A 26,712-nucleotide genomic window follows, 5' to 3' on the forward strand; every position below is an offset into this window, starting at 1 on the left:
TATGTTTATCAAGCATTAATTTCAGCTAGTTTCAGTTCATAAATGCCTAATCGTTGAGACGGATCCAACGTTTCAAAATCATGATCAACGTATTCTTTCAAAGAGGCTCCCGCTCGTTCCGCTACTTTAATACTCGCGATGTTATCTTCCATACAGTGAAACTGAATCAAGCTCGCGTGCCCTCTTCCCTTCACTAACGGAATGATGACAGAGAGCACTTGATTGACGACACGATGACCACGCCCACTTTCTGCAAGCCAATACCCCACCTCGGTTACGCGTGTCTCTTCGTTCACACCTTTAATACCGAGAACGCCGACAAATTGATTATCCAGTAAAAGCGCAAACCAGTGTGCTTCGCTTACACGACTGTTGATACGTTGAGAAATGTAACGCACGGCTTCGCGTCGATTCTTTACGAACTCTGTCCATGGCAGATAACGAGACAGGCTGTCGCGACTTTTATTGACAACTTCAAGTAACGTATTGGCGTGCTTGGTCATTAATGGCTCTATCGTAATACGTTCAGAAATTTGCAGCGGTTGGCTCGTTTCATACCCTTCGTACATCGTTTTTCCTGTTTGAATCTAGCTCTGTTTAATAAGAGTAAATGGTGTTGGTGCTTTATCTACATAATTTTGCCACACATGATCATAGAGTTGATGCTGGTTAGCAAAAGGAGCAAGTTGCTTTGCCTCTTCTAACGAACACCAACGATAATCGGTATGTTCGTGGTTCAATACCACTTCTTGGTTGGGTTTACAAAACATAACAAAGCAAGGGATGACCATGATTCGGTTCTTGTGGGCTTCATAAAACTGCTCAAGAAAATCCGCACTGTGAAGCTCGACGTCTTCAATTTGTGTTTCTTCCTTGAGCTCTCGAACGATCGTTTGCCAACCAGTTTCCTCTTCTTCGATCCCACCAGCTACATGACACCAATAACCACCTTTGACTCGCTCTAATAACAACATTTTCTTTATGCCGTCGAATTCGGAAATCACAACACCAGATACATGCGTTGCTTGAATAGGAATCATCCCTTTCTCCTTATGTATTTATTATTTCTATATCTGAACGAGACAGTCTACCTTGCTTCAATAAGATCCGGAGCCTTAATCACAAGGTGCTGATCTTTTTGTCAGTCTAGTATGCTAAAGTGCGATCTCCCTCAATAAACGAGCCGTAAGATGCCTAATTCAATCAATTCGATGATTCCCATTGGTGTGCGCTTTATGGTGCTCTCTGCCTTTGGTTTCGCTCTCATGTCAGCCACTGTTAAGCATGTCAGCTTACATGGCATACCTGTATTTGAAATTGTCGCAGCGAGGGCTTTAGTTTCACTCGTGATCAGTTACCTAGATGTAAAACGCAAAGGCATATCAGTTTGGGGCAATAACAAACCCTTGTTGTTTGCGCGAGGCGCGGTTGGCACGATGGCGCTCATGTGTGTGTACTATTCCGTTACGACGCTACCCTTAGCAGAAGCGACCATTTTTCAGTACATACATCCTGTATTTACTGCACTGCTCGCGGTCTTCTTCCTTAAGGAGCGCATTCAGTTTTCGACTCTAATTTGTATTGTGCTGTGTTTATTGGGTGTCTATGTCATGGTCAGTTCGGAAACGGGCCCTAATGCTGAACATGCCCTTCCGATGTTTAGTGTTATGATCGCGATATTAGGTGCATTTGGTAGTTCGATTGCGTACGTGATTGTTCGGAAACTCAGTCAGACAGAAGACAGCTCCGTTATTATTTTCTATTTTCCATTGGTTGCACTTCCAGCATCTATCCTGCTCATCGGAGATCAGTTCGTGATGCCGGATTTGCACTTGACCTTGATGCTCGTTCTCGTTGGTGTATTTACCCAAATTGGCCAACTTGGTTTAACCAAAGCCATGCAAACTCAGGAAGCCGGTAAAGCCTCCGCCTACTCTTATGTCCAAATCATATTCTCAGTACTGCTGGGGATCGTGTTCTTTGGTGAGTTACCGTCCGCTTGGACTTACTTAGGAGGAGCACTGATTGTTACGGGCGCGCTTATCAACGTATTTGGACAACACTTAAAGTTGCCATTTATGAAACGCTAACAAGGCAAGAACCTGCTTTAAAATGCGAAAAGCCAGAGTCTGACTCTGGCTTTTACTTATCAATGATTGAGAACTTAAGCCGCAAACTTTAAGCCTGCAATACCAGCAATAATCAACAGTAAGCTTATGAGCTTGACCAATGTCGCTGGCTCATTAAATAAATAGATACTGGCAATCGCCGTTCCTATCGCACCAATGCCCACCCAAACACCATAAGCAACACCAAGTGGTAACGTTCTAAGCGCAATACCAAGCAACCAAAAGCTTAACGCCATAAAACCGATGGTGAATACTGATGCGCCAAGTTTGCAGAAGCCTTCAGAATATTTAAGCCCAACAGCCCATGCGACTTCGCATAGACCCGCAAGAAAAAGAATTGCCCAAGCCATTGAGAGATCCCTAACAAATGGGGCCGTCCCCGATAGTGATGAGAGCGGTGAGGTCGTCCTCACTTCTGGTACGTGCGTAGTATAAAGAAAAACGTCTCTCACCTAAACTCAGTTTGTATGCGCACAAAATCCACTTCATTCAATCAATTAACGCTATAAATCCATTCCAATTAAATAAAATAGACATCGTTATTTAACAGATTGTATATAACCTTCTACTGTTGAAAATGATGCACTTATTGCATTAATCACACAAAACCTGATCATTAGTGCAACTACGCAATCGTTTGTGTGACAAAGATCGCTTACAAAAGCTACTGATAACTTTAGTATTTGCGCGAACCCAATTATAAGGTATTGCATACTAATGAAATACATCAAAACCCCTTTAGCTCTCCTAATCGGCGCTGCGTTACTTACTGGCTGCAACGACGACACTGAATACGTAGATGTTCAACCTAAAGAAGTAAAGATCGCCACTTATAACCTCTCTTTTGATCGTAGTACTTTTGAAGACCTCGTTGCAGAAATGCAAGTTGAACCAGCAAAGCAAACTGAGCTGGTAACGGCTTACCTTGACGGCACAATCGCCGACGAAGATAAAACAATGGCTGAGAAAGTCATTCAAATTCGTAACGTCGCAGCCATCATTCAAAAAAACCGACCTGATGTTCTGATGATGGCGGAATTCAATAATGATGGAACTGGAGAAGATAAAGTCGCACTGGAAGGTTTCCAGAAAAACTACCTATCTATCGCACAAAGCCTTGAAGGCGCCGGTGGCGAAGCTAACCTTGAGCCTATTGAGTATCCTTATGCGGAATCTTACTCAACCAACACAGGCTTAAACAGTGGCCTTGACCTAGATAACAATGGCACTGCAGGCCAACTTCCTGGCGATGCATGGGGCTTTGGTTTCTATCATGGTCAATACGCATTTGCACTGATGTCTAAATACAAAATTGACACAGAAAACACACGAACTTTCCAAGAGTTCAAGTGGAAAGACATGGAAGGGGCAGAAATCCCAACCATCACTATCTGTGACGGTTCACAAACGATCCCTGATGGCATGGCCTGTGGTGACGATTGGTACACAGCAGAAGAGTGGGATGTTGTTCGTCTGTCCTCTAAAAACCACGTAGATGCACCGATTATTATCCCAACAGAAAAAGGCGACGAAGTTGTACATCTTTTGATGTCTCACCCTACTCCACCGGTATTCGATCCAGGTAAAAACAAAGTTCAAAACGGTGCAGAAGTTGAGTTCTGGCATCACTATGTACAAGGTAAAGAATACTTCTACGATGATGCAGGCAACAAAGGTGGCTTAGCTGAAGGTGCGAAGTTTGTGATGATGGGTGACCAAAACCTTGACCCATTGGATGGCGATGGCTTTAGTGAAATCATGCAAGACTTCCACAATGATCCGTTGGTAAACCAAGATGTGATGAATGGCGAGCTTTACCCAACAAGCTATGGTGCAGCCGAGCACGCGGTAGACAAAAACTCAACACACCCAATTCCAAACCGCATTACGTCTACATTCGGTCTTGGTGTTGACTATGCGATGCCATCAGCGAACCTAAATGTGGCTGATTCTGGTGTTTACTGGGCAGCATCATATGAAGAAGGTCGCAAGCTGTTTAACGACGACCGTATCGGTAAGTACGGCAATGGCAAAGATGTCTCTTCAGACCACCGTATGATTTGGATTAAGGCCCAGTTCTAAAAACTGCACTTAGAAACGAAAAGTCATAATACAGGAGCCTCGGGTATGCCGAGGCTCTTTTGATCGTGCTCGTACAAAATTACCAATGATAAGTCAGCGATACACCAACGTCTTCACTCGTCACCCATGGGACAAGCTGCACATTTTCATCATAAGCATCAGTGAAGACATACGCGCTCAACGTACCTAAAGCTGCACCAGCAAGAACATCACGCCAATAATGTTTTTTGGCCTCCACACGCCCTACACCCACCAGTGCTGCAACACCATATGCAGGTAAACCAGCTTCCCAACCATAACGCAAATAAAGGTTTGTTGCCGAAGCAAAAGCGTTAGCCGTATGGTTGGATGGGAAACTGTCGTTACCACTTTTATCCGGACGTTCTGCATCTATAGTGGTTTTACCGATCAAACCGATGCCTGAAGCAGCACCAATGCTGAACCCCGCTTGCCAAAAGCCTTCCCAATCCCCTTTGTAAGCAGGGACGGCCGCTGCGGTAGCAACCAGGCCATACGCACCAATGTCAGTCAGAATATCCCAATCTTTTTCACTCATTGCATACACAGACTGAGACCCCATTATGGAGGCCACACCAACCAAACGTACAATTTTCTTCATTAATACAACCAATTATGATTCAACTCGGGCGAAAACTATCACAGCTATCGCGACTCTTCGACCCGAAACTGTAACAATTCATCCGTGAATTGATTGTGAAAAAAAAAGCCAACCACAAAAGATGTGATTGGCTATATATACTTGTGAACAATCTAGTTCACTAACAACGTCAGTTGGCTAGGTGACCCTCGGCTTAAAGGGTCACTCTAACTCAAGCATTAGATGTGCCAATTTTCAGTTACAACTTAACCAATTGATATTCAACTAATATCAATTAATCACCATGAATAATAATCCATTGAGCATTACTGAGAATGCAATATGCGAACGTATTTTCGCAAATAGCAACCAATAAGGAAAAATTCAGGGGTTACGAGCCAAATCTCTCGCTAAAATTAACGCCAAGCCAAACACTTGAAGAAACAAGCCAATACTTTTATACCAAGCCATGTTTTCCTCCAACTCTGACATCACTTCACTGATCTCCAAGTTTTCAAGGTAATAGCCATCAATTCTATTTCGATCGTTACCTTGAGCGTGATTAATTTCTGCCATCAGAGTTGGAAGTTGAGTGATTTCGATTGGACTGACCTTTTCACCAGTCCAAGCAGACAAATGCGCTCTGAGTACGTTGTTCATTTCTTCGGAGACACTCTGGCTTTGAGCTAAATGTAAATGCAATAACAGCACTTCCCGTTTTCGCTCTAGCGTTTCAACCCTGTTCCAAGCAAGTTGAATCGAATAAAGATTATCAGCTTTTTGATCAGCAAGAAGGCTTGTCTCTTTTCCAAGTTTATCCAACACCACACTGGTTAAGATAATTGCTGCTATGTTCAGTACTAAGCCAACCAGAACAAGCAGCCAAGCTGGGGGTAAATACGTTGATTTTTTTACCATAAGTGATCGTAGGGCAAGTAGATTAAGTTAAGTGCAACTAAACCAATCATAGTCAAGAAGGTTAACTTCATCCCGGTAACACGACCTTTCAGCTCTTCTCCAAGTATCCCTTTTGCATGAATGACGCGGCCAATGACGAACGTGATACCAGCAAGGTGTATCCACCAGACTGGGGCGCCATTGTATTCAAGTAATGCCATGAGAATGAGGGTGATGGGAATATATTCGCTTGCATTACTTTGCGCACTGCGAGCAATTTGAAGCGCTTCAACGCCCCCGTCAGCATAAGCAATTTTGTTACTTCGTCTTTGTTTGATGACTTGAAAAGCAAGCCAGATGAGCAGTAATGTGAGGACAGAAGCGTAGAGAGCGGTAATCATGACAATTCCTTCTTTAGAGTTCATTATGGGTTAACTATATATTAAATATAAGCTAGCCCTATGAATCTAAAGAAGGAATCAATTAAAGTGAGTGGTTGGCAAGCTTTTTGCGCTTGGCAAGTTTGGCGATCCCTTCAAAGATAGTAAATAGCAGCCCTACCCAAATAAATGCAAATGTCACGGCTTTTACGCTATCGAATACTTCTCCAAAAAATACAACGGCTAAAACAAACTGTAAACTCGGCTCGATGTATTGCATCAAACCAACCGTTGATAAGTTAGTAATACGAATAGCAATGGAGTAGAAAATTAACGGTAATAGCGTAACCGGAGCACTCCCCAAATAGAGCATAAATGTTGTTACATCAACCGTTGATGCTAGTTGACCAAAGCTCCACTGTTTAATAAATAAATACGTTAAGGCAAACGGTGTTAACACAATGGCTTCGACAAAAAGCGTTGTACTCCAATCATAATTGATCTTTTTCTTGAATAAGCCATAGAGTGAAAAGAACAACCCCATCGTCAACGCAACTAAAGGTAACTGACCATATTGAATCACCTGGTAGATAACACCAATTGATGCCAGTAATATCGCAATAAACTGCCCTTTTGAAAGCTTATCTCCTAAGACAAACACCCCAAGGGCCACTGAGACAAGCGGGCCTATAAAAAAGCCTAAGCTAGCATCAATAACACGGTTATTCGTTAACGCCCACGTAAACGCCACCCAGGATATACACATCAAACTACTGGCAACAAACGTATACCATAGTGATTTTTTATCTTGCCAAATTGCCGTCCATTTAGGCCAATGGCGGGTGATCGCCAAAACCATAATAAAACCAACCGGAACTGAACCAATAATGCGCAGTGCCAATAGTTCATCCATTGAAGCATTAGGTAAAAAACGATAGTAAATAGGCAGTAATCCCCAGATTACAAAGGACAACGCTGCCATGAAATTGCCGTAACGACTGTTGTTCATAACTAACTCGACAAAGAAAAGTGACGCGATTCTATAGTGAGAACGCGTTTTGTAAAGCGAATTTGACCTTCTCGGATAACTACAAAGAGAGACCTTGGATCACCGCAGTAATACCACTAACAAAGCACAGTGTGAGAGCGCCAAATCGAATCTTTTCTTTTGGTAAAGACTGCGTTGTTTTTACCGCTAACCAGTAACCAAGTGCGGCCGCTGGTAGCAAGGGCAAAGTAATCACCAGATGATGTAAGTTAAAGAAACCCACAGGGATCTGAACAATCAAAGAGATAATAGAACTGAACACAAAAAACGCTGACAGGTTACCACGTAACTGATTTGCTTCTTGATGTTGCAATAAAAGCGCCATTGGTGGTCCACCAATAGCAGAACTCGTACCAAATAAACCAGAAAAGAATCCAGCAAAAGTCATACGACCTGGCGTAGGTTCAATACGAAATGGCAACACGCTGACGGAAACGGCAAACAGAACCAAAAAGCCAATCCATAAAGTTAATGCTTCTGTCGAAACGAAAAACAGTAAGACACCACCAGCAATTGATCCGGGAACACGTCCAATCAGTGCCATCTTTAAACCGCCAATTTCGACGCTGCTTCTGTGCTTCATCGCATTCATTAACGAGATAAACAATGCGACCAAACAGATAGGTGCAGGCACATACTCTGGAGCCCAGAGAATGAGTAGTGGCGCGGCGACAATAGCAAGGCCAAATCCAATCGCGGTTTGAACGTAAGAGCCTAAGAAGATCAGCCCCATAGCAAGCAAGTTTGTAGAATCGAATTCCATCGATGTCATTCTTATATTTGATTTTATGATTAGAAAGCAGAATGAATATCAGATAGTAATAATTCCCCCACTCTCGCCCTGCGTAGGATTCATCAAAGCGCACTAAAACACAATCAAAATGTGTCAACATTTGAACTTCTTAGTCTCAGTTTCTACGACTTTACAATTCATACAGATTTGCAACGCTAGATTTACGATTTCCACACTATCCAGCACAAATAAACGGAACTATAATCACACTCCATTTTAGAGTGGATGTACCATATAAATTCACCATTTATGGAAATTAATAGTCTATAGCACCATATAAATTAAAAACATTAGACTATCGTATCAACCTAATTAAAAGATGATTTATGAAAAGAAAATCAGGTTTTACTTTAATTGAGCTTGTTGTTGTTATCGTTATCCTTGGTATTTTGGCTGTCACCGCTGCTCCGCGCTTTTTAAACATTCAAGACGATGCTCGTGAAGCTCGCTTGGAAGGGATGAAAGGTGCGATAGCTTCTGGCCTAGGCGTCGGGTATGCAAAACTAGCAACTACAGGGCAAGAGCACCTTGCCTATGTTTCAAACAAAAACACACACGGCAAAACACCAATGCAAGCACTGCCTTTCGATGGTTGTGAGCTAAATGGCTCGAAGTACTGTGTATTTCTTTACGGCTACCCAGATGCGGACAATGATAGCCTTCCATTATTAGTTCAGGGAATTGATGGTTCGGACTCAGATTGGAAGATTATCCGACATCCATCGGGTTCAAGTACACGTGAAATGGTTATTGCTGCAGCAGATGAACCCCGCGCTAGCCTTACTCAATGTGGCATTTTATATGGACCGCCAGAATCAGAGAATGAGAGCTACACGCTAGAGATTCTTCCTTGTCCTTAATAAAACAAAAGGCTGCCAAATTGGCAGCCTTTTTGTTCACTGTCGGATAGACTACGCAAAATTAAACACGTGTTTATCCATCATATTCACCATACGGCCTATCTCAGGCTTGGTGATGGTGTCATTCGCACCAAGAGATAATGCCTTCGCGCGGTTGTCTTCACTCATCAAAGAAGAGAACATCACAATTGGAGTTTGGTTGTACGCTTCTGTATCACGCAGTCGTTTCACTAAGTGCATGCCGTCCATACGAGGCATCTCAACGTCAGTGACGACAGCATCAAGCAACTCACGCACTGGTAAGTTTTCTTCTTTCGCCACTTCAATCAAGCTCATTAGCTTTTCATACGCTTCACCACCATCTTTACAAGTGATCACGTTATAACCCGCAGAAGCCAAGGTATCTTGAATCAGAGAACGAATAAATGCAGAGTCATCCACAACCATAATAGTTTTAGCATTACGTTTGCCAACCATTCGCTGGTTCAAATCAACCGATTTATCGCCCGTCACATCGTATTTTTCCATGCTCAGTTCTGGGTTGATGTCAGCAATGATTTTTTCGAAATCGAGAATCATGATTAAGTTGCCATCTTTACGCACAACGGCAACGACACAATCTTGCTCCCCAGCTTCTAGAAACTGGCTTGGAGATTCAACATCATTCCAAGAAATACGATGAATACGAGAAATACTGTCGATCAAGAAGCCATTAGTCATCTTGTTAAAGTCAGTAACGATAACAAACTTACGTTCTAAATCACGGCGTGTCGGGACACCTAACCAACCAGCAAGATCAACAAGAGGCGTAAGCACTTCACGAGAAGAAAAGACACCAATCATGTGCGGTTGGGCGTTCGGATAATCAGTCGTCTCTGGGACGCGAATCACTTCACGAACCTTAGCGACGTTAATGCCGTAAAAACATGTTTTTGTGCTGCCATCTGGCATTTGTTTTTCTAGATGGAACTCAATGATTTCAAGTTCATTGGTGCCACTTTCAGTCAAAATGGTGCTGGTTACGTTACTCATAAACCCAATTATCCAAAATACGCATCAAGAAAAAGAGGCTTGATGCAATGCCACAGAGAATCACTTCACAGGCGAAAAATCCAAGAGTCCTTTTGTAGTCGTTGAGACAGAATTTGTAAATAATCAAAAGGATGCGAACTGCACACTTCTCTATCAAATGCTGAAATTTTGTCTCATTTTTGAACAAAACACATTCAACGACTCAATATCGCAGTTTACTCACTACTGTTAACGGCATAGCGACAGAAAAGTTTAGTGTTAATTAATGTGATTTAATCACGCTGTCGTTGGCAACGCGATGACGCTCTCCATACACGCCTTCTTCACTTCTTACACCGCAGCTGATGATCATGGTGATCTGGTCACTACCGCGTAATCCAAGAAGCTGCTTTACTCTTTTTGAATCAAAGCCTTCCATTGGGCACGTGTCGTACCCCTTTTCACGCATCGCATACATAAACGTCATCGCGGCTAAAGAAACACTCTTGTGCAAACAAACACGAATATCCGACTTACTGACTTCGCGAACCATTGGCTTATTGCGCCCCAACCACCAACTGTATAACTTGCGTACAACGCCACGAAGGCCAAATGCATCATTGTTGTAAACCATTGGAATCAGTTTTTCGTAATACTTAAGAGCGCGCTTAGCCGCAGCGTCGTCACGGTTTTCAAAAGCTTGACGCACAGTCTCTGCGTTGCGCTTGGCGCGCTCTTGCCAGTTATGAGTCGTAGCAACAAACACAACCAGTTCATTTGACGTTTTCGCTGCATTTTGCCCCATACAAAATTCTGCAAGTTGTTCGCGTTTTTCAGATGAAATAACACGATGAAATTCCCACATCTGCATGTTGCTGCTGTTTGGGCTTAACGTTGTCAGCTCAAGGGCATCCGCGACATCACTGTGGTTAAATTCAGCACTGGCATCGTACTTACGTACAGAACGACGGGAGTGAACAATGGATTCAAAAGAAGGTTGGCTCATAACAGACTCAAAATAGAACAAAAAAGGGATCTTTACGTAATCATCTTCCTCCTGCAAGCGCAAATACAAAGGCAGACACAAAATCGCGTCTGCCCTTCTTATTTTATTGCAGTTTAAAAAAGCGAATCTGATCAGAGAGGTTTATCGACATCTTCGCCAATTCATCGGCGGCTTGGTTGCTGTTTTGAATCATATTTACCGTCTGGTCAAGTTGATCGCGAACAGAGACAACACTTTGGTTGATCATTTCTGCGGTCGCAGATTGCTCTTCTGTCGCGGCTGCAATCTGTATGTTCAATGCATTCGTTTGATCAATATTTGATGAAATACTTAAAAACGCATCATTGGCAGAAGCCGATTGCTGCACAGTTTGTTCCAACATGTGCTGGCCTGCATCGATAGATTCAACCACTTGAGAGGTATTTTGTTGCAGCGTAGTAATACGATTCCCAATCTTTTCGACCGCTTTTTGTGTTTCCTGCGCTAATTGACGAACCTCATCAGCAACAACGGCAAAGCCCCGACCTTGATCGCCCGCTCGTGCAGCTTCAATCGCAGCGTTTAACGCCAACAAGTTCGTTTGTTCAGCTATGGTTTGGATAACTTCGGTAATGTCTGCCACTTCCGCAGTACCATTAGAAAGCGTACCAACTTCTTGACTTATGCTTCCCATCTGTTCAGCAAGTCCACCAACTTGTTGCATCGCACTGTTCATAACACTCTGCCCTCTGTCGGATACCTCCGATGCAATTTCTGCTTCCCGTGACGCTCCGTTTGCGCTTTGTGCTACCTCTGCAATCGCCACCGTCATTTCATTCACCGCTGTCGCTACTTGGTCAGTTTCCAATTGCTGTGACTGCGCATTGCTCAAGATTTCGGAATTTACTGCAGAAAGTTGCTCTGATGCCGAAGCAAGAAGGTCGCTACAAGAGATAACTTCAGAAACGGTTTTATACAACTGCTCTTCCATGTTGTGTAACGCAACAAGCATTTCAGAAACCTCATCACTGCCTTTTGCATGCTGCTGCTCTACACTAATTTCACCTCGGCTCAATTTCTCCGCTACTTGCTTTGCAAAGATGACATTGTTCGTGATGTCTTTAGAGATAAATAGACACAAAAACGTCACTGCAGGTAAACCAATCAACAATGCCAAGGCTACATTCATCGTCGCTTGTTCTGTCGTTTGTTGAATTTCTTCCTTTAAAACATTCTGGTCATTAACTGCATCCAATTTTATTGCGTTGATTTGGTCGGCAATTTCAAAACCAATATCTTTAAGTGCATCCCAACGTTGATTCCTTGCTCGAATGGTTTCTGCAACACTGGATAACGCAGTTGAAAGGTGTCCAGTTAATTCGTTGAGTTTGTCTTGATCAACAAAATGAAGCTGTATCATGAATCTCTTCCAGTGATCCAGCTTCGCTTCAAATTGCTCATAGTCTTGCTCGCTGTTGGTTAACAAGTATTCCGTTGCTTCTTGCGTAAGCGCCTTAAACACCAAAGTCGCATCTGCTATCAAACCTCGCTCAGTTGTGTGTTTGTTCAAACGGCGCATGAGTTTGTTTTCTATCTCTTTTTGATAAGAAACTAAAGCATTCACATCGGTATTTCTTTTCGCCATTAATTGAGAAACTTCTCCCAAGTGCACCATATACTGTTCAAGCTGAAACGAAACCTTTTCAAAGCGCAACTTACGTTCATCATCCTCCGAACTTAATGCTTGCTTTTGCGCCTCGTCTTTAGCCAGATTTAACGCCTCCATTGCTTGATTGAAAAATAGGCGATCTCGGTTTGTTCGATAGGTTAATGCATTAATTCTTGCAGTTAGAAGATTCGCTTCGATTTCAGTTGCTTCAAATGCACTGCTATTAATCGATTGAAAGTGAATAAAGTTTGTATTGATTTGGTTGGTAGTAAGTACACCGACTGCGGTTATCGCAAAAAGCACCAAAATAACGGTACTTAAAATCAGGTAAAATTTGTGTTTTATTTTTTTAATCCTATTTAGCATTCCGCCTACTCCATAAGAACAGCAAGGAAGAAATAGTAAAAAACACGTTTCTTTACCGCAAATTAACACCTTTCATTAAGAAACGGTATGCCATTGTATTTTATAGGATTTTAAGTTTTTGTAAGCTTTTTCCGACCCCAAAGAAAGAGACGGACGTCAATGCAACACTGCGAATCTTTCATCCTGCATCTAATTGATTTCATTATTTTTACTGCGACACCATCTCACAATTGAGACAACAAGTTTCAAATAGTGAAATTGTCATTTTCACCCGCTCGCCACGGATTTTTCCTACAATTCTTCCACATTAAATGACTGCTGAAGGGATGCGGCCAGTAAATTGAAATATAAGGTGAGGCATAAATATGAATAGCGTTCTTATTATCGACGACCAACCGTTATATAGTGAGGCTCTGGCTTCTCTCGTTCAAAGCGCATTTAAATCCGTGAATGTCGTTGAATCAACAGACAGCGCAGAGGTAATGGAGTTGATTCGTAACCAACCAATTGACTTGGTTATTCTGGATGTTGTGCTAGGTGATAGAGATGGTATGCGTTTAGCTAAGAATATTCTTGCAACTGGCTATCAAGGAAAGATCCTGTTTATTTCATCCCGTGATTATTCAAGTTTATCTAAAGCGGCCTTTGAGATGGGTGCACACGGTTTTTTGAATAAGAATGAGGCGAAAGCAACCATCATGGATGCGGTTCTCAGCGTAACACGCGGATATTCGATGTTTAAAGCGACGCACAACCAGTCCTCAGGTAACGTCACTTTATCGAATCGAGAAGCGATGGTTTTCCATTATTTAGCGCAAGGTTACTCAAATAAAAAGATTTCTGAGCAACTGTCATTAAGTGCGAAAACCATCAGTACTTACAAAACACGCATTCTGAAAAAGTACCACGCAGAATCCGTTGTTGAACTGCTCAACACCCTTCCTCAAGAAGAGTGCGGCAGCTTATGTTGTTAGACATTGACATACTTCGAGATGGCATCCGTCAGTAGCTGATGCATTGAATTGTAGCGATGAGTTTGTTTCATCTGTACCACCACTTTAGGGCGACCATCTGGGTAAAAGCTCTCTGGTACAGAGATAAAATTGAAACCGTTAATGGGTCTTTGGTATTCAAGCAAAATTGTCGCTGCACCTTGGTGTTTAATCGCCTGCAATAAGCTTGTGATATTTCCCATCGTTGCCACACGGTTAATGTTTATTCCGCTTTTCTCCAACGCGCGCTTCGTCACTTGTTCTCGATCCTTCCAACCATTCATTTCTAATAAAATGAAAGGAAGATCACACGCTTTCTCTAAATCGCTAATACCGAGCTCTTCCGGAACAACAACAACAGCTGGCGCATAACCAATAAATTGCTGATGGATTGACTTAGGATACTCTTCGTTGAAGTAGTGCAATTGCATGTCTACTTTATCTTCCAAGATATCTTCAATCGTGTGGTCGGTACTGCTTGATACAGTGATGTAAGCATTAGGGAACAAAGACATCAAATCCCCAAGCAAAAGGTGTCCAAATGAGTACTGAGCGGATTGAGGCAAACAAATCGTAATGCTCTTTTCGTATGAAAGCGGGTCAAACTCACGTCGAACTAAGCACGATTCAAGTTGATCAAGCGCCCCTGTAATTTCAGGAAGTTTACGCTTTAAATAATCCGTCGGTTCAAAATGATGTGCATGACGGATAAACAACTCATCCTCTAATTGTGTTCGCAAACGAGTGAGGTATTTACTGATCGAGGCTTCACTTTTACCCAATGCCTTAGCAACAGGTTTAAGTTGACGATGACGCTCTAACAGCACCAGTATTTTGAGGAGATTTAGGTCGAGATCTTTATTCACAGTGTGGTTACCAAGTAGAATCAAAGATTAAAGTTGTGTTTTTTATAATTAGTTTCGGCCAAATACAAAGAAAGCAGCCTTTGAATGAGCTGCTTTACTATAGAAGACCAAAGTCACGTTTTGGTCAAGTTTATCAAACTCTTATCTTTTCAATTAATAACAATATAGTCATTTACACTGATTTTCCCGTTTAAGACACAGTTTCAGAGTAACTACGATGCCGTTTTGTTTCATAAAGGTCCTCATCCGCGCGCATGATCACATCATTTAACGTCTCGTGTTCGTTGCTCATGGCAAGTCCGGTACTGACGCTTACATTAATATCTAAGCTTTTTAAACGGTTCTCTGTCACGGCATTTTGCAGCTTTTTGGCCAACATCAGAGATTTACTCTCGCTGCATCCTGGTAGAATCGCAATAAACTCATCCCCTCCCGTGCGAATCAAGTAGTCAGACACTCTAAACACTTTCTTCATCGCATCCGCAATAATCACGATCACCTCGTCACCAACATGATGACCATATTTATCATTGATGCGTTTCACTCTATCGCCATCAATAGCAACCACAGTAAACGGAGTCATTTTTATCTTATTCTTGAACGCTTGTTCCTTGAACACCTTACGATTGAACAAACCAGTCAATTCATCTTTGGTTGCATCACTGATTGCATTGGCTAATTGAATTTTGCTTTCTTTGGACTCTTGCGCCTTTGAATAGTATCCATAAATAGATACAAACATGATTAGGAACAGGAATCCGAAATCAATCAGTATTTTACTGAATGGAAATTGATAAACGATTAAGTTGTTGTTATCCGCAACGTAGCTTTGTGTATATGCGAAGTCTGACCACGGGTAATGTGGGTAGTAAACAACGATGTGTTTGTTGCCGTTGTTGATATCCACTTTTAGGGCTTTCCCTTCGACCTTGAGTGAATCGAGAAAAATTTGCTCTCCAAATTCACCAACAATCTCACCTTGGTAGTAAACAGGGCTAATCACACTAAATGCCCTACTCTCCGAATACGTCGTTTTAAAAGGTTTAGAAATGAGAATGCGATCGGTTAGCTGATCCTTCCATGCCGCGAGTACGCAAGAGTACGTTTGTTTACACCAATCAATATCAAAAGGTTCAGACAAGTTCTCAAGCTCTTTAATCGGATTCTCGAGAATCAATTTGCTCGCCGTATATGAACGAAAGTAAAGCACGACATCAATTCGTTCATAAACGTTTGCTAAATACCCTTCAGCCTCGTGCAGTACTTTCCGCGCAATCGTTTCGACATAGTCCAGTTCGCTGCCCGGCTCTAACGCGTAGATCGCATCTTGAAAACTGAATTCCGTCAGTTGATTAATCTCATGAGCTGTGGAACCTTCATAACGTGCCAATTCAGATTCCATCAATAGACCAAGTAAGGTGACTTTTTGCTTGGTCTTGGATATCCCCTGAGTGTAAATCTTAAACTGCTTCACTTCATGGGAGATCAACATCGCACCGATCATGGTCATTGAAGTGGTAAACAAAAGCGCACTAAAGAAAAAAGACAAATAAATATTTTTCAGGTTCATCCCTTACCCTTTAAGTATCAACGACTTTTGAAAGCTCCACGATGTTCTTCACGTTGAACTTATCCATGACTCTGCGCTTGTATGTACTAACGGTTTTGTCACTGATCGACAGAACATCGGCAATATCTCGGTTACTTTTTCCTTGTAGAAGTAACTTCATCACCGCGCTTTCTCGGCTTGATAACGTTGGGACATTTCGATGCTCTTCCACTGTTTGTTTGAACTTGAAGAATGAATACCCTTTCGCAACCGCCTCTATAGCGTCTTTTAAGATCTCGTGATTTTCGGATTTACAGACATAACCATCGGCCCCTGAACGGAATGCCATTTGGCTATACATATGGCTAGTCTCAGCAGAAAAGAAAATCACTTTTCCGCTAAAACCATGGGATTTAATACGTTTATAAAAGTCGTAACCATCACAATCAGCAAGGTTCACGTCTAAGATAAGCAGCCCAATATCGCCTTCTTTAAGCATTTTTAAAGCGTCTTTTGAGCTTGTTGCCGTCATCACTTCATTGGCGATACCTAGGCTTTCAACAAGCGATTTAATGGCGATACAGACAAGTGGGTGATCATCAAAGATCAGGCAGTTTATTTTGTTCATCATTCTTTTAATTCAGTATTGTTATGGCTTCTAAAGGCATTGGTTTATCGATGTAATAGCCTTGGCAAACATCGATCGTGTATTGGCGCATGGCTTGCAGCGTAATCTCGTCTTCCACCCCCTCTGCGACGACGCTAATGTTGAGACTTTTTGCTAGTGCACATATTGCGAGCACGATGTTTTTCTTTTTCGGGTCATTCACTAACCCCTGTATAAACGAGCGGTCTATTTTCAGTTCGTTAAAAGGCAATTGAGCGAGTTTTTCTAGCGATGACGAGCCAGTACCAAAATCATCGATACTCACCGTCACGCCATTCATTCTGAATTTGAGTAAGTTTTTGTAGAGTGCGGCGCTGGTCTGAAAAGTATCACGCTCGGTAATTTCTATTGTAAATTGGTCTGGGCTGATGCCGTTTTCGTAACATCGCTGAATAAACTGGCTTGCGAACTCGCAATCTTCAAGATTATCGTGGTCAACGTTGATTGAGACTTTTTGAGTGAGTCCACGATGCTTAATGTCGTATAACGCGTTACTAAACACGGCATCAAACAACTCGGCGGACAAATGACAACGTTCAACAATCGGCAAAAAACAATGTGGTGGTAAAACACCATAGATGGGATGAAACCAACGAGCCAGAGCTTCAAATCCGATAATGTCACCACTGTTCGCGTCCGCCAGCGGTTGGTAGTAGTTTTTGATGCGTCCCTCGCCAAGCGCAAACAAAAACTCTTGGTCTTGAACGTCTACGCATTGGTTAAATTTGGTGCTTTTGACTGGTTCTAGGTTCACTTGAGTCAGCATATCGATGACTTGCTGCTCTTCGTATGGTTTCAATAGCTTTCCAAGCACTTCAAAACTAAAGCTTTCACACATAGCACGCACGGCTGTCACGATCGTCAGCTCCATCGCACTGACTAGAACAACTTTGCCTTTGTAGCCAATTTGATTGAGCATCTCCATCATGTCTATGCCATCTTTCTCTGGCATCTGTAAATCACAAAAGATGACATCTAAATTGTTATGTTTCGCATGTGCTATCGCATCGTCGACCTTATCATAAGCAGCAACATCAACACCGTTACGTAATAACATCTGCCTTAACAACGTAATCTGTAGAGGATGGTCATCGATCACCATCGTGTTCAGTGGTTTATTCATGAGCTTTAATCCAGTGTCCTGCGAGGTTAACTTCGTGTTCTATCCGGTCAATAAGTCCTGTGACGTGCGAATCGAAATCCGCGTCACTTGCCTGTTCGGCTTCAACACATAACTCAGCTAAGATAGTGACGCCTATCGCCCCTAACGCCCCTTTAATACCGTGAATAATTCGTTTCTTCTCTTGTTTACTTTCTGCCGCTTTTAAATTGGTTACGTCTTGCGTCATCGAGCTTTTAAAGACATTAGCGATCTCTTTTGCATCCTGCGCTCTAAACTTCTCTAGCCATTCAGGCCAAAGATTGTTTTTTTGTTCACTCAAGTAAGGCAGCAATTTCACCTTAAGCTGCTCAAGGTCGTATGGCTTAAAGAGAATGTCGTCGATCCCTATGGTTTTCGCTCGTTCGTTTGCTAGACGGGAATCCTCTGCGGTCACACCAATAACTGGAATTTTAGACAGCTCCTCATTTGCTTTGAGCTTGTTCACCAATTCAAAACCATCCATCTCCGGCATATGGAAATCGGTTAATACCAAGGTAACGAATTCGTCCTGATTTACGTATTGCCATGCTTCTAAACCATTGCTCACAATTACGGGTTCTATGCCGAGTTCTCGTAGCTGCATGGTTATGACACTTTGGTTTATTGGGTTGTCCTCTGCGACCAAGACCGTACCGTGCTTCCAAGAGACCTTATCTACTTGCTTAATCGGCTCAACTGTCGGTGTACAACCTTGGCTCAACAGACTTAACAACGTATCTGGATATTTTGCTTCTACTGCGGTTAGTGAACATATGGCGTCACAACCGCAGTTCAAATTAAGCCCTTGATACTTCCCTTCCTCAGAAAATGTTCCAGCAAGGCTTGGGGAAATATCGGTTGCTTCCATTCCCCATACTTCACACCAATCGCGAATATTGGCAGGCAATGTCGGCGAGTAGCTATATACAATAGAAGGTTGCGCTATGGGTTTGCAGAGCTTAACAGGCAGTTTAACCACGATGGTCGTCCCCAGTCCCGATTCAGAGTTAATCTGAAGGTCTCCGCCCATGCATTCCACAAGGCCATCAACAATGCTTAGCCCTAGGCCTGTACCCCCAAATTTACGAGTGATCGTATCGTCCGCTTGAACAAATGGTTGAAGAATCCCATCCAACTGCGCTTCCGTCATACCGATGCCGGTGTCGGCGATTTTGAGAATCAGTTGTTCTTGATTGAGCGCAATGCTAATCCGTATCTCACCATCAGAAGTAAACTTGACCGCATTTGATAAGATGTTCGTCGTAATTTGTACGAGTCGAACCGCGTCTACTTTTAACCAAGGGTTGGTAAAGGGTTTAACAGTCACTCGGTAATCCAACCCCTTACTCTGCGCTTTGGGTTCAAAACTACGCACAACATCGCATAAGGTTGTAATGACGTTGGTTTTTACTGGTGTCACTTTTAATTGTCCTGCTTCAAGCTTTGAATAATCCAGGACCTCATCCACCAGCACGTTAAGGTGATTAAGAGAACGCATGGCTTGCGTGATGAGTTCTTTGTTGGTGTCGCTTCGAGTTTGACGCTCTAATAAGTCGAGTAACCCATGCGCCGCAGACAGTGGCGTTCTTAGTTCGTGGCTCATGGTCGCTAAGAAGTTTTCACGTGCACGCACTGCCGTTTGAGCTTTCTCCTGAGCATCAATCAAGGCAAACTCACGTTCTTTTTGTTCGGTAATATCTTGAAGAACCGTTAGGACAAATTTTTTCTTGCTGCTTGGTGAAAGGATGGTTTTTCGCTCGCGGTACACGTGCTGAATACCACCTTTGCAACCGGTGGACGCGCTAGTATCGGTAATGCGTTTACCCTCGATGACTTCACGCAGTTCAAGGGCATTATCGACCAACGGTTTTGCGGTTTTTCGGTCGAGAATGGTGCAACCATTGCATCGCCGATTGAGGAACAAAGAGCAGTTACTCATTTGAATCTGGTTGTCTTCACCATGGATGAATACAATGCTGTTTATCTCTTGAATGATCCCCATCAACCACTGTTTTTCTTTCTCTTCATTAGTGGCATTGAGCTCAGCAAGGTTCACTTTCAGCTTGAGGTGCGCCAATACGAAGTAGACGACGGCGAGAAGCACCGCAAAAATGACCGCGACAAACAGTACAATGGTGGTAATCTCTTCTTCATCATAGCCATAGACAAGGTTGAAATTGCGGTAAGTCCGGTTCAACTTGTCGATCTCTTTGGCATCAATCGTATCGATGATGCTATCCAAGATTTTCTTCAACTTGGTATTGTGGTTGGCAACGGCAAAGGCAATCGACAACGTCAGGACATCCTTTTCGCTGATCAACAGTCCATCAATGTTATCTTGCGCAATCATGCTGTGAACTATATCGTCAGGTACGTAAGCCACATCAATTTCGCCGTTCTTTAGATCATTAAGAAGTAGCTTCAAGTCGTCATAACGAGTAAAGCGCTCTTCCTTCCATGAGTCTAAGTTAACCAGTCCCTGTTTTTTTAAACTCATCAAAATGCCTGACGTCGCATCGTGAGGAGGATGATTCTCCACATCTAGCGCTTCAATCGCGACAAAGTTATTGTGCATAAAAGGCTTAGTAATTAGCCAATCAGACGACCGAACATGATCAACATAAGCGACAGGAACAAGGTCAGAGGAAAACGCAGTCAATCCACTATCTAAGCTGTTCGTGGGCTCTATGTATTCAAATTTTAGGCCTGTTCTTGAACGAATTAGGTCGATGAAATCAGGCAGGAAACCGTCTAGGCGAGCCGTGTGTGGATTGCGATAAAGAAACGGAAACGCTTCTTCGCTGCTGCTGTAGGTGATGACTTTATTACTATCGAGATCACGACGGTACTCGACTAATAGTTTGTCGTTAACATGATATGGGTTCTTCGACGCTACCGAGCGAATATTCTTTCCACGACGTTCCCAGCTCAAGATCTTATTGATTCGGTCAACCAAATCTTGGTTTGATTTTGAAGTGATAAAACTAACTTCTTCCTCGTTGAGCCAACTCGGAATGTCTACTGCCCCTTTTACAATATCGTTTTGGTCTAAATATTGATTAATGGCGACATACGTTGAGATAAGTGCATTTGCACGACCACTACGTACTGCTTCAAATGCTTTTAGTCGCGTTCTTACTTCGCGTACTTTGGTTGCACCCGCCTCTCTAATGTAGTCACAATAGACGCTTCCCTCGACACAAACCCACTGAAGCTCTCGAGGGTCACGTTGATTATAGTTGCTATCGCGGTACCAGACCGCAATCGTGCTGGAGAAAAAGGGTTCTGAAAATAAGAAGTGGCTAATTCTTTCTGGTGTTTTGCTAAAACCTACCGCGCCATCAACCGTACCATTTTCGATGTCAGTTAACAGGGCAGGAATCGTGCTATAGGAACGAAGCTCCAATTTCAGTTCGAGGACCTTGGCGATGTTAGTCAGATACTCAAGGTTGATCCCGTAGAAAGCACCGATTTCATCCCCTATTTGGGGATTTTCTGAATGCTGAGCAATAACGCCAATAACAACCGTTTCTTTTGGCTCATCCGCGGCAAACGAAACGGTTGAAGACGCAATAGCAATGAATGCGAAAATGAATACGATGTTTTTTCTAAAAATGCTAAGCATAACTGGCTTCCACGACTTGGGAGCTCAGACTAATTTGCACAGCTTAAATGTCAAATTTCGAAACTTAGCGAATTAATTTTATCTTATTGATAATATGATAATTTTTAATAATTAGTAAGGACATTCTTACAACATTATCCACCTTGGACTACAACGAAATTGCGTTCACCATCTCATCATCAACAGAACGCCTTTCGCTCAAAAATCAAACAGAATAACATGCTCTATATTCTGAAAAGATAAAATGGACAATGACGTACATTTAAAAGCCACACCTCTATTTGCTCGTACTTGACGCTTGATCGCATAGTGTGTGGCTATTAAGTTAATCCAAAATACAAGCAGGCTCTAAACAGGCTTGGTACTGATTCTTACCGCCCTTTTTCGCAAGATACATAGCCATATCCGCAGCGTTAATTTGGTCATCCAACGTCGAGTTATCTTCTCGCGCCCAATAACTCATACCGATACTTGCAGAGATATAGCAAGTGATATCGCCAAAGTAAAAGGGCTTCGCTAGGCTTTCTATGATGCGATTCGCGATCGGCTCACAACTCGAAGCCTGACGAACCCCAATCAAAAATTCATCGCCAGCAAGACGAGACACAAGATCCCTTCTCGCCACACAGTTGACCAAACGTTGAGCAACGGCTTTCAATAATTGATCGCCAACCGCATGACCGTATTGGTCATTAACTGCTTTAAATCCATCTAGGTCTAAGAATAAAATATGCTGTGAGGCACCCACATCATGCTTTTCCTGGAGTCGACGTAACGCTTTTGAGCGGTTGGCTAAGCCGGTTAATGGGTCATGGTTTGCTTGATAATTTAAACGTTTTAACTCGATGTCAATCGTCAAGTCCGTAAATGAGACCACAAACGCTTCTGCACGTCCATTTTCACTCTTCAAAGCGCGAACCTTCAGCTCACACGGCATCACACGCCCTTGTTGGTTTTTTACATCAACGTGCGTTTTGTAGTGACCCGTTTTCAATAACCTTAATTTAATCGCTTTCGTCACTTCAAAAGGTGAAAACAATTCTAGACCTTTTAATGCATTAACCTCACCAAACCACTGTGTCGCAGATTGATTTTGAGTTTGAACGCTTAAAGCTCGATTCAATACCAATATGGCGTCTTGGTTTTGATCAAACATTAAATCGAGTAGCTTACGTCTTTGCTCCGATAGCGTTTGCTCCGTAATGTCTTGAAGCTGAATCAAGCTGCTCTTTTCTGTGTCCATCGGGTTACAAGAGATCAAATAGCGCTTAGTCTTGTCAACACTACGAACTTCTAACCCTTTCACTGTAGTATGCGTATCGATTGCAAACAGGATACGCTCTACTTTCAACATAGGCTCGAAGTGACTCATCAAGAGGCTTCTCGCGTCCGAATTTGATTCCATCCCTTTTAACTCTTTTGCCGCTATAGGGTTGAAGTACGTCACCTGGTGATTTGACGAAACTACGAGTACGCAACGTTGCATTGCGTCGAGTGCACTATGGATATAACGGTTTTTATCTTCAACACGCTTTAACACTTGAGCCACTTGTGATTCACGTTCAGCCAAACTCATGGTCATTTCATTAAAGCATTCTGTTAGCTTACCAACTTCATCTTGATGATAAACTGGCAATGTTTTTCGGAGGACCCCGACACGACTCATATGCTCAACAGAACGATGCAACGACAGCAATGGCAATGAAATTAATGAGTGTAGTAACTTTGCCAACGCCCACGCACACAACGAAAGTAAGAAAACGATCACGCCAAGCGATAACCACATTTTCCGTTCGTTTATTAATAGGTTCTCTAAAGAAACCCATATTTCGAGTGCGCCCAACTTCTCATCGCCTAATAAGACATCGTTATGACGCATCACAACGTTGAGATGTGAACAAATCACCTGACGCTCTTGCCAGTGGCAACCTGCTGGCAGATCTTCTATCGACGCAATTGTTTTGTCATGCTGATTGATCACGACCGCGGAAATAATGTCAGGGTCGAAACTCAGGTTGGTCAGTTGCTCTTTTGCCGTGTATGCATCATCAAACATCAATGCCGCTTGTAACGTGTTTGCCACCCCTTGGCCAAGAATATCAATACGACGCTCTAACGCCTTTTCTTGTGCAACTACCACGTATTGAATCGCGAGCGTACCAAGACCAATGACAATAAGGGTAATCATTAGCCATGTAGGCAACATCATCTTATGCCTTAAAGGCAAACGAGCGAGACGAGAGCGAATCATGGCGCGACCTCATCTTCAACCAATAAGGAGATACTCAATAGTTGGGCACGCAGTTGTATCTGTGTTGGCGCGACGTGACTACGAGATACCATAGGACGAATACGATTGTTTACCTTAACAAAGGCGACCATCCCCCCTATTCTCACGAACTCTTCGCCATTACTGATCAACAACGAATGAGGGTATTGATCGCGCAACAATAAGATTTGGGACTTCTTTGCTTGCGGTATGTACAAGATGTGGCAGGTATTCGGCGTCACCGGATTTGATAAATCATAGTAACGAGACAACTGCGGCTTGCGCGCAACGATGTTTTTAAGGTGCTCGCCAACAGAGTCACTTTCAGACACACAATACTCAACTGGGGCGATGGATTCCCCCGTCGCCATCCAATCGGCGAGCAAAGCAAAACGATATAAATAAACGGCTTTCAGATCCGCATCATCGTATTGAGCAAAGGCAAACGTCGCGCTGAGCAGTGCCCAAATCGTTATTACCCATTTCACTGCTGAGCTTCGCTCAAACCGTTTTACCATTGAGCGTAGTTCCAATCGAGCGTTAGCCAGTATTGCGTTCCATTAGCGAAAGGGTTGTAGTTGTTGGGAAACTCTTTGCTTTGGTCTGCACCTAGATTTTCTACCGACGCTGTAATTTGTGGCAAACAATCGTTGTATTGCCAACTTACCGATGCATCAAAGGAAACCACTTCCGGCCAGTTATAGTCTTTATTCGCCACGTTAACCGGATTCAAAGCCGACTCGTAATCATCGTGTAACTTAGATTCAGAAACATACTGACCAGTCACGCTGAGCCACCATTGTGGCGTGATGTCCCACATTACTTGTGCATTCACAAAGTGGTTTGGCTCATTTTCAATCATACGTTTCACGGCCTTGTTGTTAGAGCAAATGGCGCCCTCACAATGGCCAACAATACGCTTGTAACTGTAATTGGCGTTTATTTGAATGTCTTGACGAGGTTGCCACTTCACAGAAACCTCTCCACCAAAACTTTCACTCCAGATCGGATCAACTAAGCTGGATGTGTATTGCTCTACAACAGTACCAACCGTGCCCGGTGATGAGCCACCAGTAACAATCGCTTGTGTCGCAGAATCCGTTTTATAAACACGAATATTTTCATGACGAGTATAAAAGCCACCAATATTGAATTGCAGTTTGTTCTCATCCCACAAACGGTATCCAAGCTCGTAGGTCGAGACTGATTCTACATCTAGGTCTTCATTCCCTTTTAATAGGTAACTGTAATAGTAGTCATAGTAATTACCGTCGCTGAACTGTACGTTTTCCATATAATGGTTTTCACGCATATACGTGTTCAGTTCCAAGCGTGACGGCGTCACTATTGCTTGACCCCAACCCGCCCACAATCGTTGGTTATTCGCGAGCTCATAACTCAAACGCACCTGTGGTTGTGGATCGACATGATGAGTAAGGTTGTTGTATTGCCAGCGATTACCTAATGTCAGTTTGGTTCTCTCGTCCAACGGAATACTCCAGTTGGCATACAGACCATACGATTGGTTGAGAAAATCTGGACTGTCCGATAAGCGCAAATAAGGCATCGTCATTTCATCGTGTTTATCGAAAGTTCCAAACTGTTCATCAATAAGCCGAATATTGGCACCAACAGTAAACTCGGTTCCCCATAGATTTGAAAAGGTATAATGGGAGTCTAGATCTGTTCGGAAAAATCGCGCATTATCGTGTGAAATGTCGTTAGAGCTGTAGGTTAACCAAACTTCATTTTCCCATCGGTCTCCGCTAGGACGATCAAAAATATGATGCCCCCCAACGAAGTACTCTTGCATGGTCATTTCGGTTTCATAAAAGTTGACCGGTTCTGCTCCGGGCATGACAAAGTGAGGCTGATAATTACCCCAGTTGTAGTCTTCGCGAGAGCGAATACCACCAGCTTGTACACTCAACGTGTGTTCATGCTTTTGATAATCTAATCGGCCACCAAAGCGTTCAGTGTATACGTTAAAATGTTGCAGCGGAGCCACGCGAGCTTCATCACTTGTCCAAGGCATGTGATCAACAAACTCACCATAGACACTGTAGTTGGTGTACTCACCAATTGATCCTGCATGATGCAATTGATATTCACTGTAGCCATAATTACCAAAGCTTGCTGACACCTTCCCTTTTGCCGAGCCTTCTGCTTCTTTAGTGATGACGTTGATGACTCCTGTCACGGCATTACCACCCCACACTGTCCCTACCGGGCCCAGAACGATTTCTATTTGGGCAATGTTGTCCATGCCGACGGGAATTAAATCCCAATTAACACCGGATGACATTGGATTGAACACACTGCGGCCATCTACCATGACCAACATCTTGTTGTTAAGTGTTTCATTATTGCCACGCACACTGACCCCCCAATCGTAATTAGAGAACTTGGCGACATGAAGACCGGGAGCCAAAGATAATGCATCAGCCACAGAACGAGCACCAGAGCGTTGGATCTCTTTGGCTGTAATCACATAAACCGAAGCTGGCGTGTCCGCAAGGGATTGAGAGGTACGAGTTGCCGAAACAACTTTAGTGTCTGCTAACGAGCACAGTGGCATCTCTAGCAGAGAATCAAGATCATAGTTAGCATCAGCTGGAGCAACAGCTACAAAAGTGGATGCAATCACGAGGTTTAACGACAAACGCATATGGGTTTTCTCAACGTTTGAACGCTAAATATCAATGTTATGGGGAAGAGGTTCAAACGCTAATTTACAGTGTATCTATATGAGTACAGTGTACCATTTGCCCTAGTGTGGTTCATT

At 43.0% G+C, this 26,712-nt stretch carries 23 protein-coding genes; 4 read left to right on the forward strand and 19 right to left on the reverse strand.

Annotation, left to right across the window (positions count from 1 at the left end; genetic code table 11):
* Nucleotides 1-8: 8 nt before the first annotated feature.
* The gene (locus ITG12_RS20495) at nt 9-569 is read right to left on the reverse strand and encodes a GNAT family N-acetyltransferase (RefSeq protein WP_038878489.1); all 561 of its coding nucleotides are present in this window, start codon (nt 567-569) and stop codon (nt 9-11) included.
* Nucleotides 570-587: 18 nt separating this feature from the next.
* Complete coding sequence (locus ITG12_RS20500) at nt 588-1,040, reverse strand: NUDIX domain-containing protein (RefSeq protein WP_038878499.1); 453 nt, start codon at nt 1,038-1,040, stop codon at nt 588-590.
* A gap of 150 nt (nt 1,041-1,190) precedes the next feature.
* Here ITG12_RS20500 and ITG12_RS20505 point away from each other — a divergent pair, with 150 nt between their 5' ends.
* Nucleotides 1,191-2,090 (forward strand): DMT family transporter, encoded by a 900-nt coding sequence (locus tag ITG12_RS20505; protein WP_038878501.1) that lies wholly within the window; start codon nt 1,191-1,193, stop codon nt 2,088-2,090.
* A 74-nt stretch (nt 2,091-2,164) separates the two neighbouring features.
* Here the strand turns inward: ITG12_RS20505 and ITG12_RS20510 are convergent, their stop codons facing one another.
* A complete protein-coding gene (locus tag ITG12_RS20510) occupies nt 2,165-2,479 on the reverse strand; it encodes a multidrug efflux SMR transporter (RefSeq protein ID WP_038878504.1) in 315 nt (104 codons plus the stop codon).
* A gap of 367 nt (nt 2,480-2,846) precedes the next feature.
* Here ITG12_RS20510 and ITG12_RS20515 point away from each other — a divergent pair, with 367 nt between their 5' ends.
* Nucleotides 2,847-4,211 (forward strand): endonuclease/exonuclease/phosphatase family protein, encoded by a 1,365-nt coding sequence (locus ITG12_RS20515; protein ID WP_038878507.1) that lies wholly within the window; start codon nt 2,847-2,849, stop codon nt 4,209-4,211.
* 79 nt (nt 4,212-4,290) lie between these two features.
* On the opposite strand, the gene ITG12_RS20520 is transcribed toward ITG12_RS20515, so the two are convergent.
* From ITG12_RS20520 to ITG12_RS20540, 5 genes are all read right to left on the reverse strand, one after another.
* Nucleotides 4,291-4,830 carry a phosphatase PAP2 family protein gene (locus ITG12_RS20520; RefSeq protein ID WP_038878510.1) on the reverse strand — a complete coding sequence of 180 codons (540 nt, stop codon included), beginning with the start codon at nt 4,828-4,830 and terminating at the stop codon, nt 4,291-4,293.
* Between the two features lie 363 nt (nt 4,831-5,193).
* Nucleotides 5,194-5,727, reverse strand: a complete 534-nt coding sequence (locus ITG12_RS20525) for a hypothetical protein (protein ID WP_038878513.1) — start codon at nt 5,725-5,727, stop codon at nt 5,194-5,196.
* Nucleotides 5,721-6,107: an MAPEG family protein gene (locus ITG12_RS20530; RefSeq protein WP_038867763.1), complete on the reverse strand. Its 387-nt coding sequence runs from the start codon at nt 6,105-6,107 to the stop codon at nt 5,721-5,723. Before ITG12_RS20530 ends, ITG12_RS20525 begins: the two co-directional genes overlap by 7 nt.
* 82 nt (nt 6,108-6,189) lie before the next feature.
* Complete coding sequence (gene rarD / locus ITG12_RS20535; RefSeq protein ID WP_045399815.1) at nt 6,190-7,095, reverse strand: EamA family transporter RarD; 906 nt, start codon at nt 7,093-7,095, stop codon at nt 6,190-6,192.
* A 79-nt stretch (nt 7,096-7,174) separates the two neighbouring features.
* Nucleotides 7,175-7,897: a sulfite exporter TauE/SafE family protein gene (locus tag ITG12_RS20540; protein WP_038867766.1), complete on the reverse strand. Its 723-nt coding sequence runs from the start codon at nt 7,895-7,897 to the stop codon at nt 7,175-7,177.
* Between the two features lie 356 nt (nt 7,898-8,253).
* Between ITG12_RS20540 and ITG12_RS20545 the strand changes: the two genes are divergently transcribed.
* On the forward strand, nt 8,254-8,787 hold the full coding sequence (locus ITG12_RS20545; RefSeq protein WP_038878522.1) for a type II secretion system protein: 534 nt from the start codon (nt 8,254-8,256) through the stop codon (nt 8,785-8,787).
* A 51-nt stretch (nt 8,788-8,838) separates the two neighbouring features.
* Here the strand turns inward: ITG12_RS20545 and ITG12_RS20550 are convergent, their stop codons facing one another.
* The 3 genes from ITG12_RS20550 to ITG12_RS20560 all read right to left on the reverse strand — a co-directional run bounded on the left by ITG12_RS20550 (nt 8,839) and on the right by ITG12_RS20560 (nt 12,818).
* Nucleotides 8,839-9,819 carry a chemotaxis protein gene (locus ITG12_RS20550; protein WP_038867771.1) on the reverse strand — a complete coding sequence of 327 codons (981 nt, stop codon included), beginning with the start codon at nt 9,817-9,819 and terminating at the stop codon, nt 8,839-8,841.
* A gap of 262 nt (nt 9,820-10,081) precedes the next feature.
* Nucleotides 10,082-10,804, reverse strand: a complete 723-nt coding sequence (locus ITG12_RS20555; protein ID WP_248874916.1) for a nitroreductase family protein — start codon at nt 10,802-10,804, stop codon at nt 10,082-10,084.
* Between the two features lie 103 nt (nt 10,805-10,907).
* Nucleotides 10,908-12,818 (reverse strand): methyl-accepting chemotaxis protein, encoded by a 1,911-nt coding sequence (locus ITG12_RS20560; RefSeq protein WP_248874919.1) that lies wholly within the window; start codon nt 12,816-12,818, stop codon nt 10,908-10,910.
* Between the two features lie 365 nt (nt 12,819-13,183).
* Between ITG12_RS20560 and ITG12_RS20565 the strand changes: the two genes are divergently transcribed.
* A complete protein-coding gene (locus tag ITG12_RS20565) occupies nt 13,184-13,792 on the forward strand; it encodes a response regulator transcription factor (protein ID WP_038867777.1) in 609 nt (202 codons plus the stop codon).
* On the opposite strand, the gene ITG12_RS20570 is transcribed toward ITG12_RS20565, so the two are convergent.
* The 8 genes from ITG12_RS20570 to ITG12_RS20605 all read right to left on the reverse strand — a co-directional run bounded on the left by ITG12_RS20570 (nt 13,789) and on the right by ITG12_RS20605 (nt 26,595).
* Nucleotides 13,789-14,676: a LysR family transcriptional regulator gene (locus ITG12_RS20570; RefSeq protein ID WP_038867779.1), complete on the reverse strand. Its 888-nt coding sequence runs from the start codon at nt 14,674-14,676 to the stop codon at nt 13,789-13,791. The two genes, ITG12_RS20565 and ITG12_RS20570, sit on opposite strands and share 4 nt — an antisense overlap.
* 190 nt (nt 14,677-14,866) lie before the next feature.
* Complete coding sequence (locus ITG12_RS20575; protein ID WP_248874921.1) at nt 14,867-16,246, reverse strand: diguanylate cyclase; 1,380 nt, start codon at nt 16,244-16,246, stop codon at nt 14,867-14,869.
* A 10-nt stretch (nt 16,247-16,256) separates the two neighbouring features.
* Nucleotides 16,257-16,856: a response regulator transcription factor gene (locus ITG12_RS20580; RefSeq protein ID WP_038867782.1), complete on the reverse strand. Its 600-nt coding sequence runs from the start codon at nt 16,854-16,856 to the stop codon at nt 16,257-16,259.
* Nucleotides 16,857-16,860: 4 nt separating this feature from the next.
* Entirely contained in the window at nt 16,861-18,015 is a 1,155-nt protein-coding gene (locus ITG12_RS20585) for an EAL domain-containing response regulator (protein ID WP_038867784.1), read from the reverse strand.
* On the reverse strand, nt 18,008-21,658 hold the full coding sequence (locus ITG12_RS20590) for a transporter substrate-binding domain-containing protein (RefSeq protein ID WP_248874923.1): 3,651 nt from the start codon (nt 21,656-21,658) through the stop codon (nt 18,008-18,010). The genes ITG12_RS20585 and ITG12_RS20590 overlap by 8 nt, the downstream gene beginning before the upstream one ends.
* A gap of 325 nt (nt 21,659-21,983) precedes the next feature.
* Complete coding sequence (locus ITG12_RS20595) at nt 21,984-23,909, reverse strand: diguanylate cyclase (RefSeq protein WP_248874925.1); 1,926 nt, start codon at nt 23,907-23,909, stop codon at nt 21,984-21,986.
* The gene (locus ITG12_RS20600) at nt 23,906-24,445 is read right to left on the reverse strand and encodes a YfiR family protein (RefSeq protein WP_248874928.1); all 540 of its coding nucleotides are present in this window, start codon (nt 24,443-24,445) and stop codon (nt 23,906-23,908) included. The genes ITG12_RS20595 and ITG12_RS20600 overlap by 4 nt, the downstream gene beginning before the upstream one ends.
* On the reverse strand, nt 24,439-26,595 hold the full coding sequence (locus tag ITG12_RS20605) for a TonB-dependent receptor (RefSeq protein WP_248874930.1): 2,157 nt from the start codon (nt 26,593-26,595) through the stop codon (nt 24,439-24,441). Before ITG12_RS20605 ends, ITG12_RS20600 begins: the two co-directional genes overlap by 7 nt.
* Nucleotides 26,596-26,712 lie beyond the last annotated feature (117 nt).

The sequence above is a fragment of the Vibrio sp. ED002 genome (assembly GCF_023277445.1).
In the GTDB taxonomy this organism is placed as follows: domain Bacteria; phylum Pseudomonadota; class Gammaproteobacteria; order Enterobacterales; family Vibrionaceae; genus Vibrio; species Vibrio jasicida.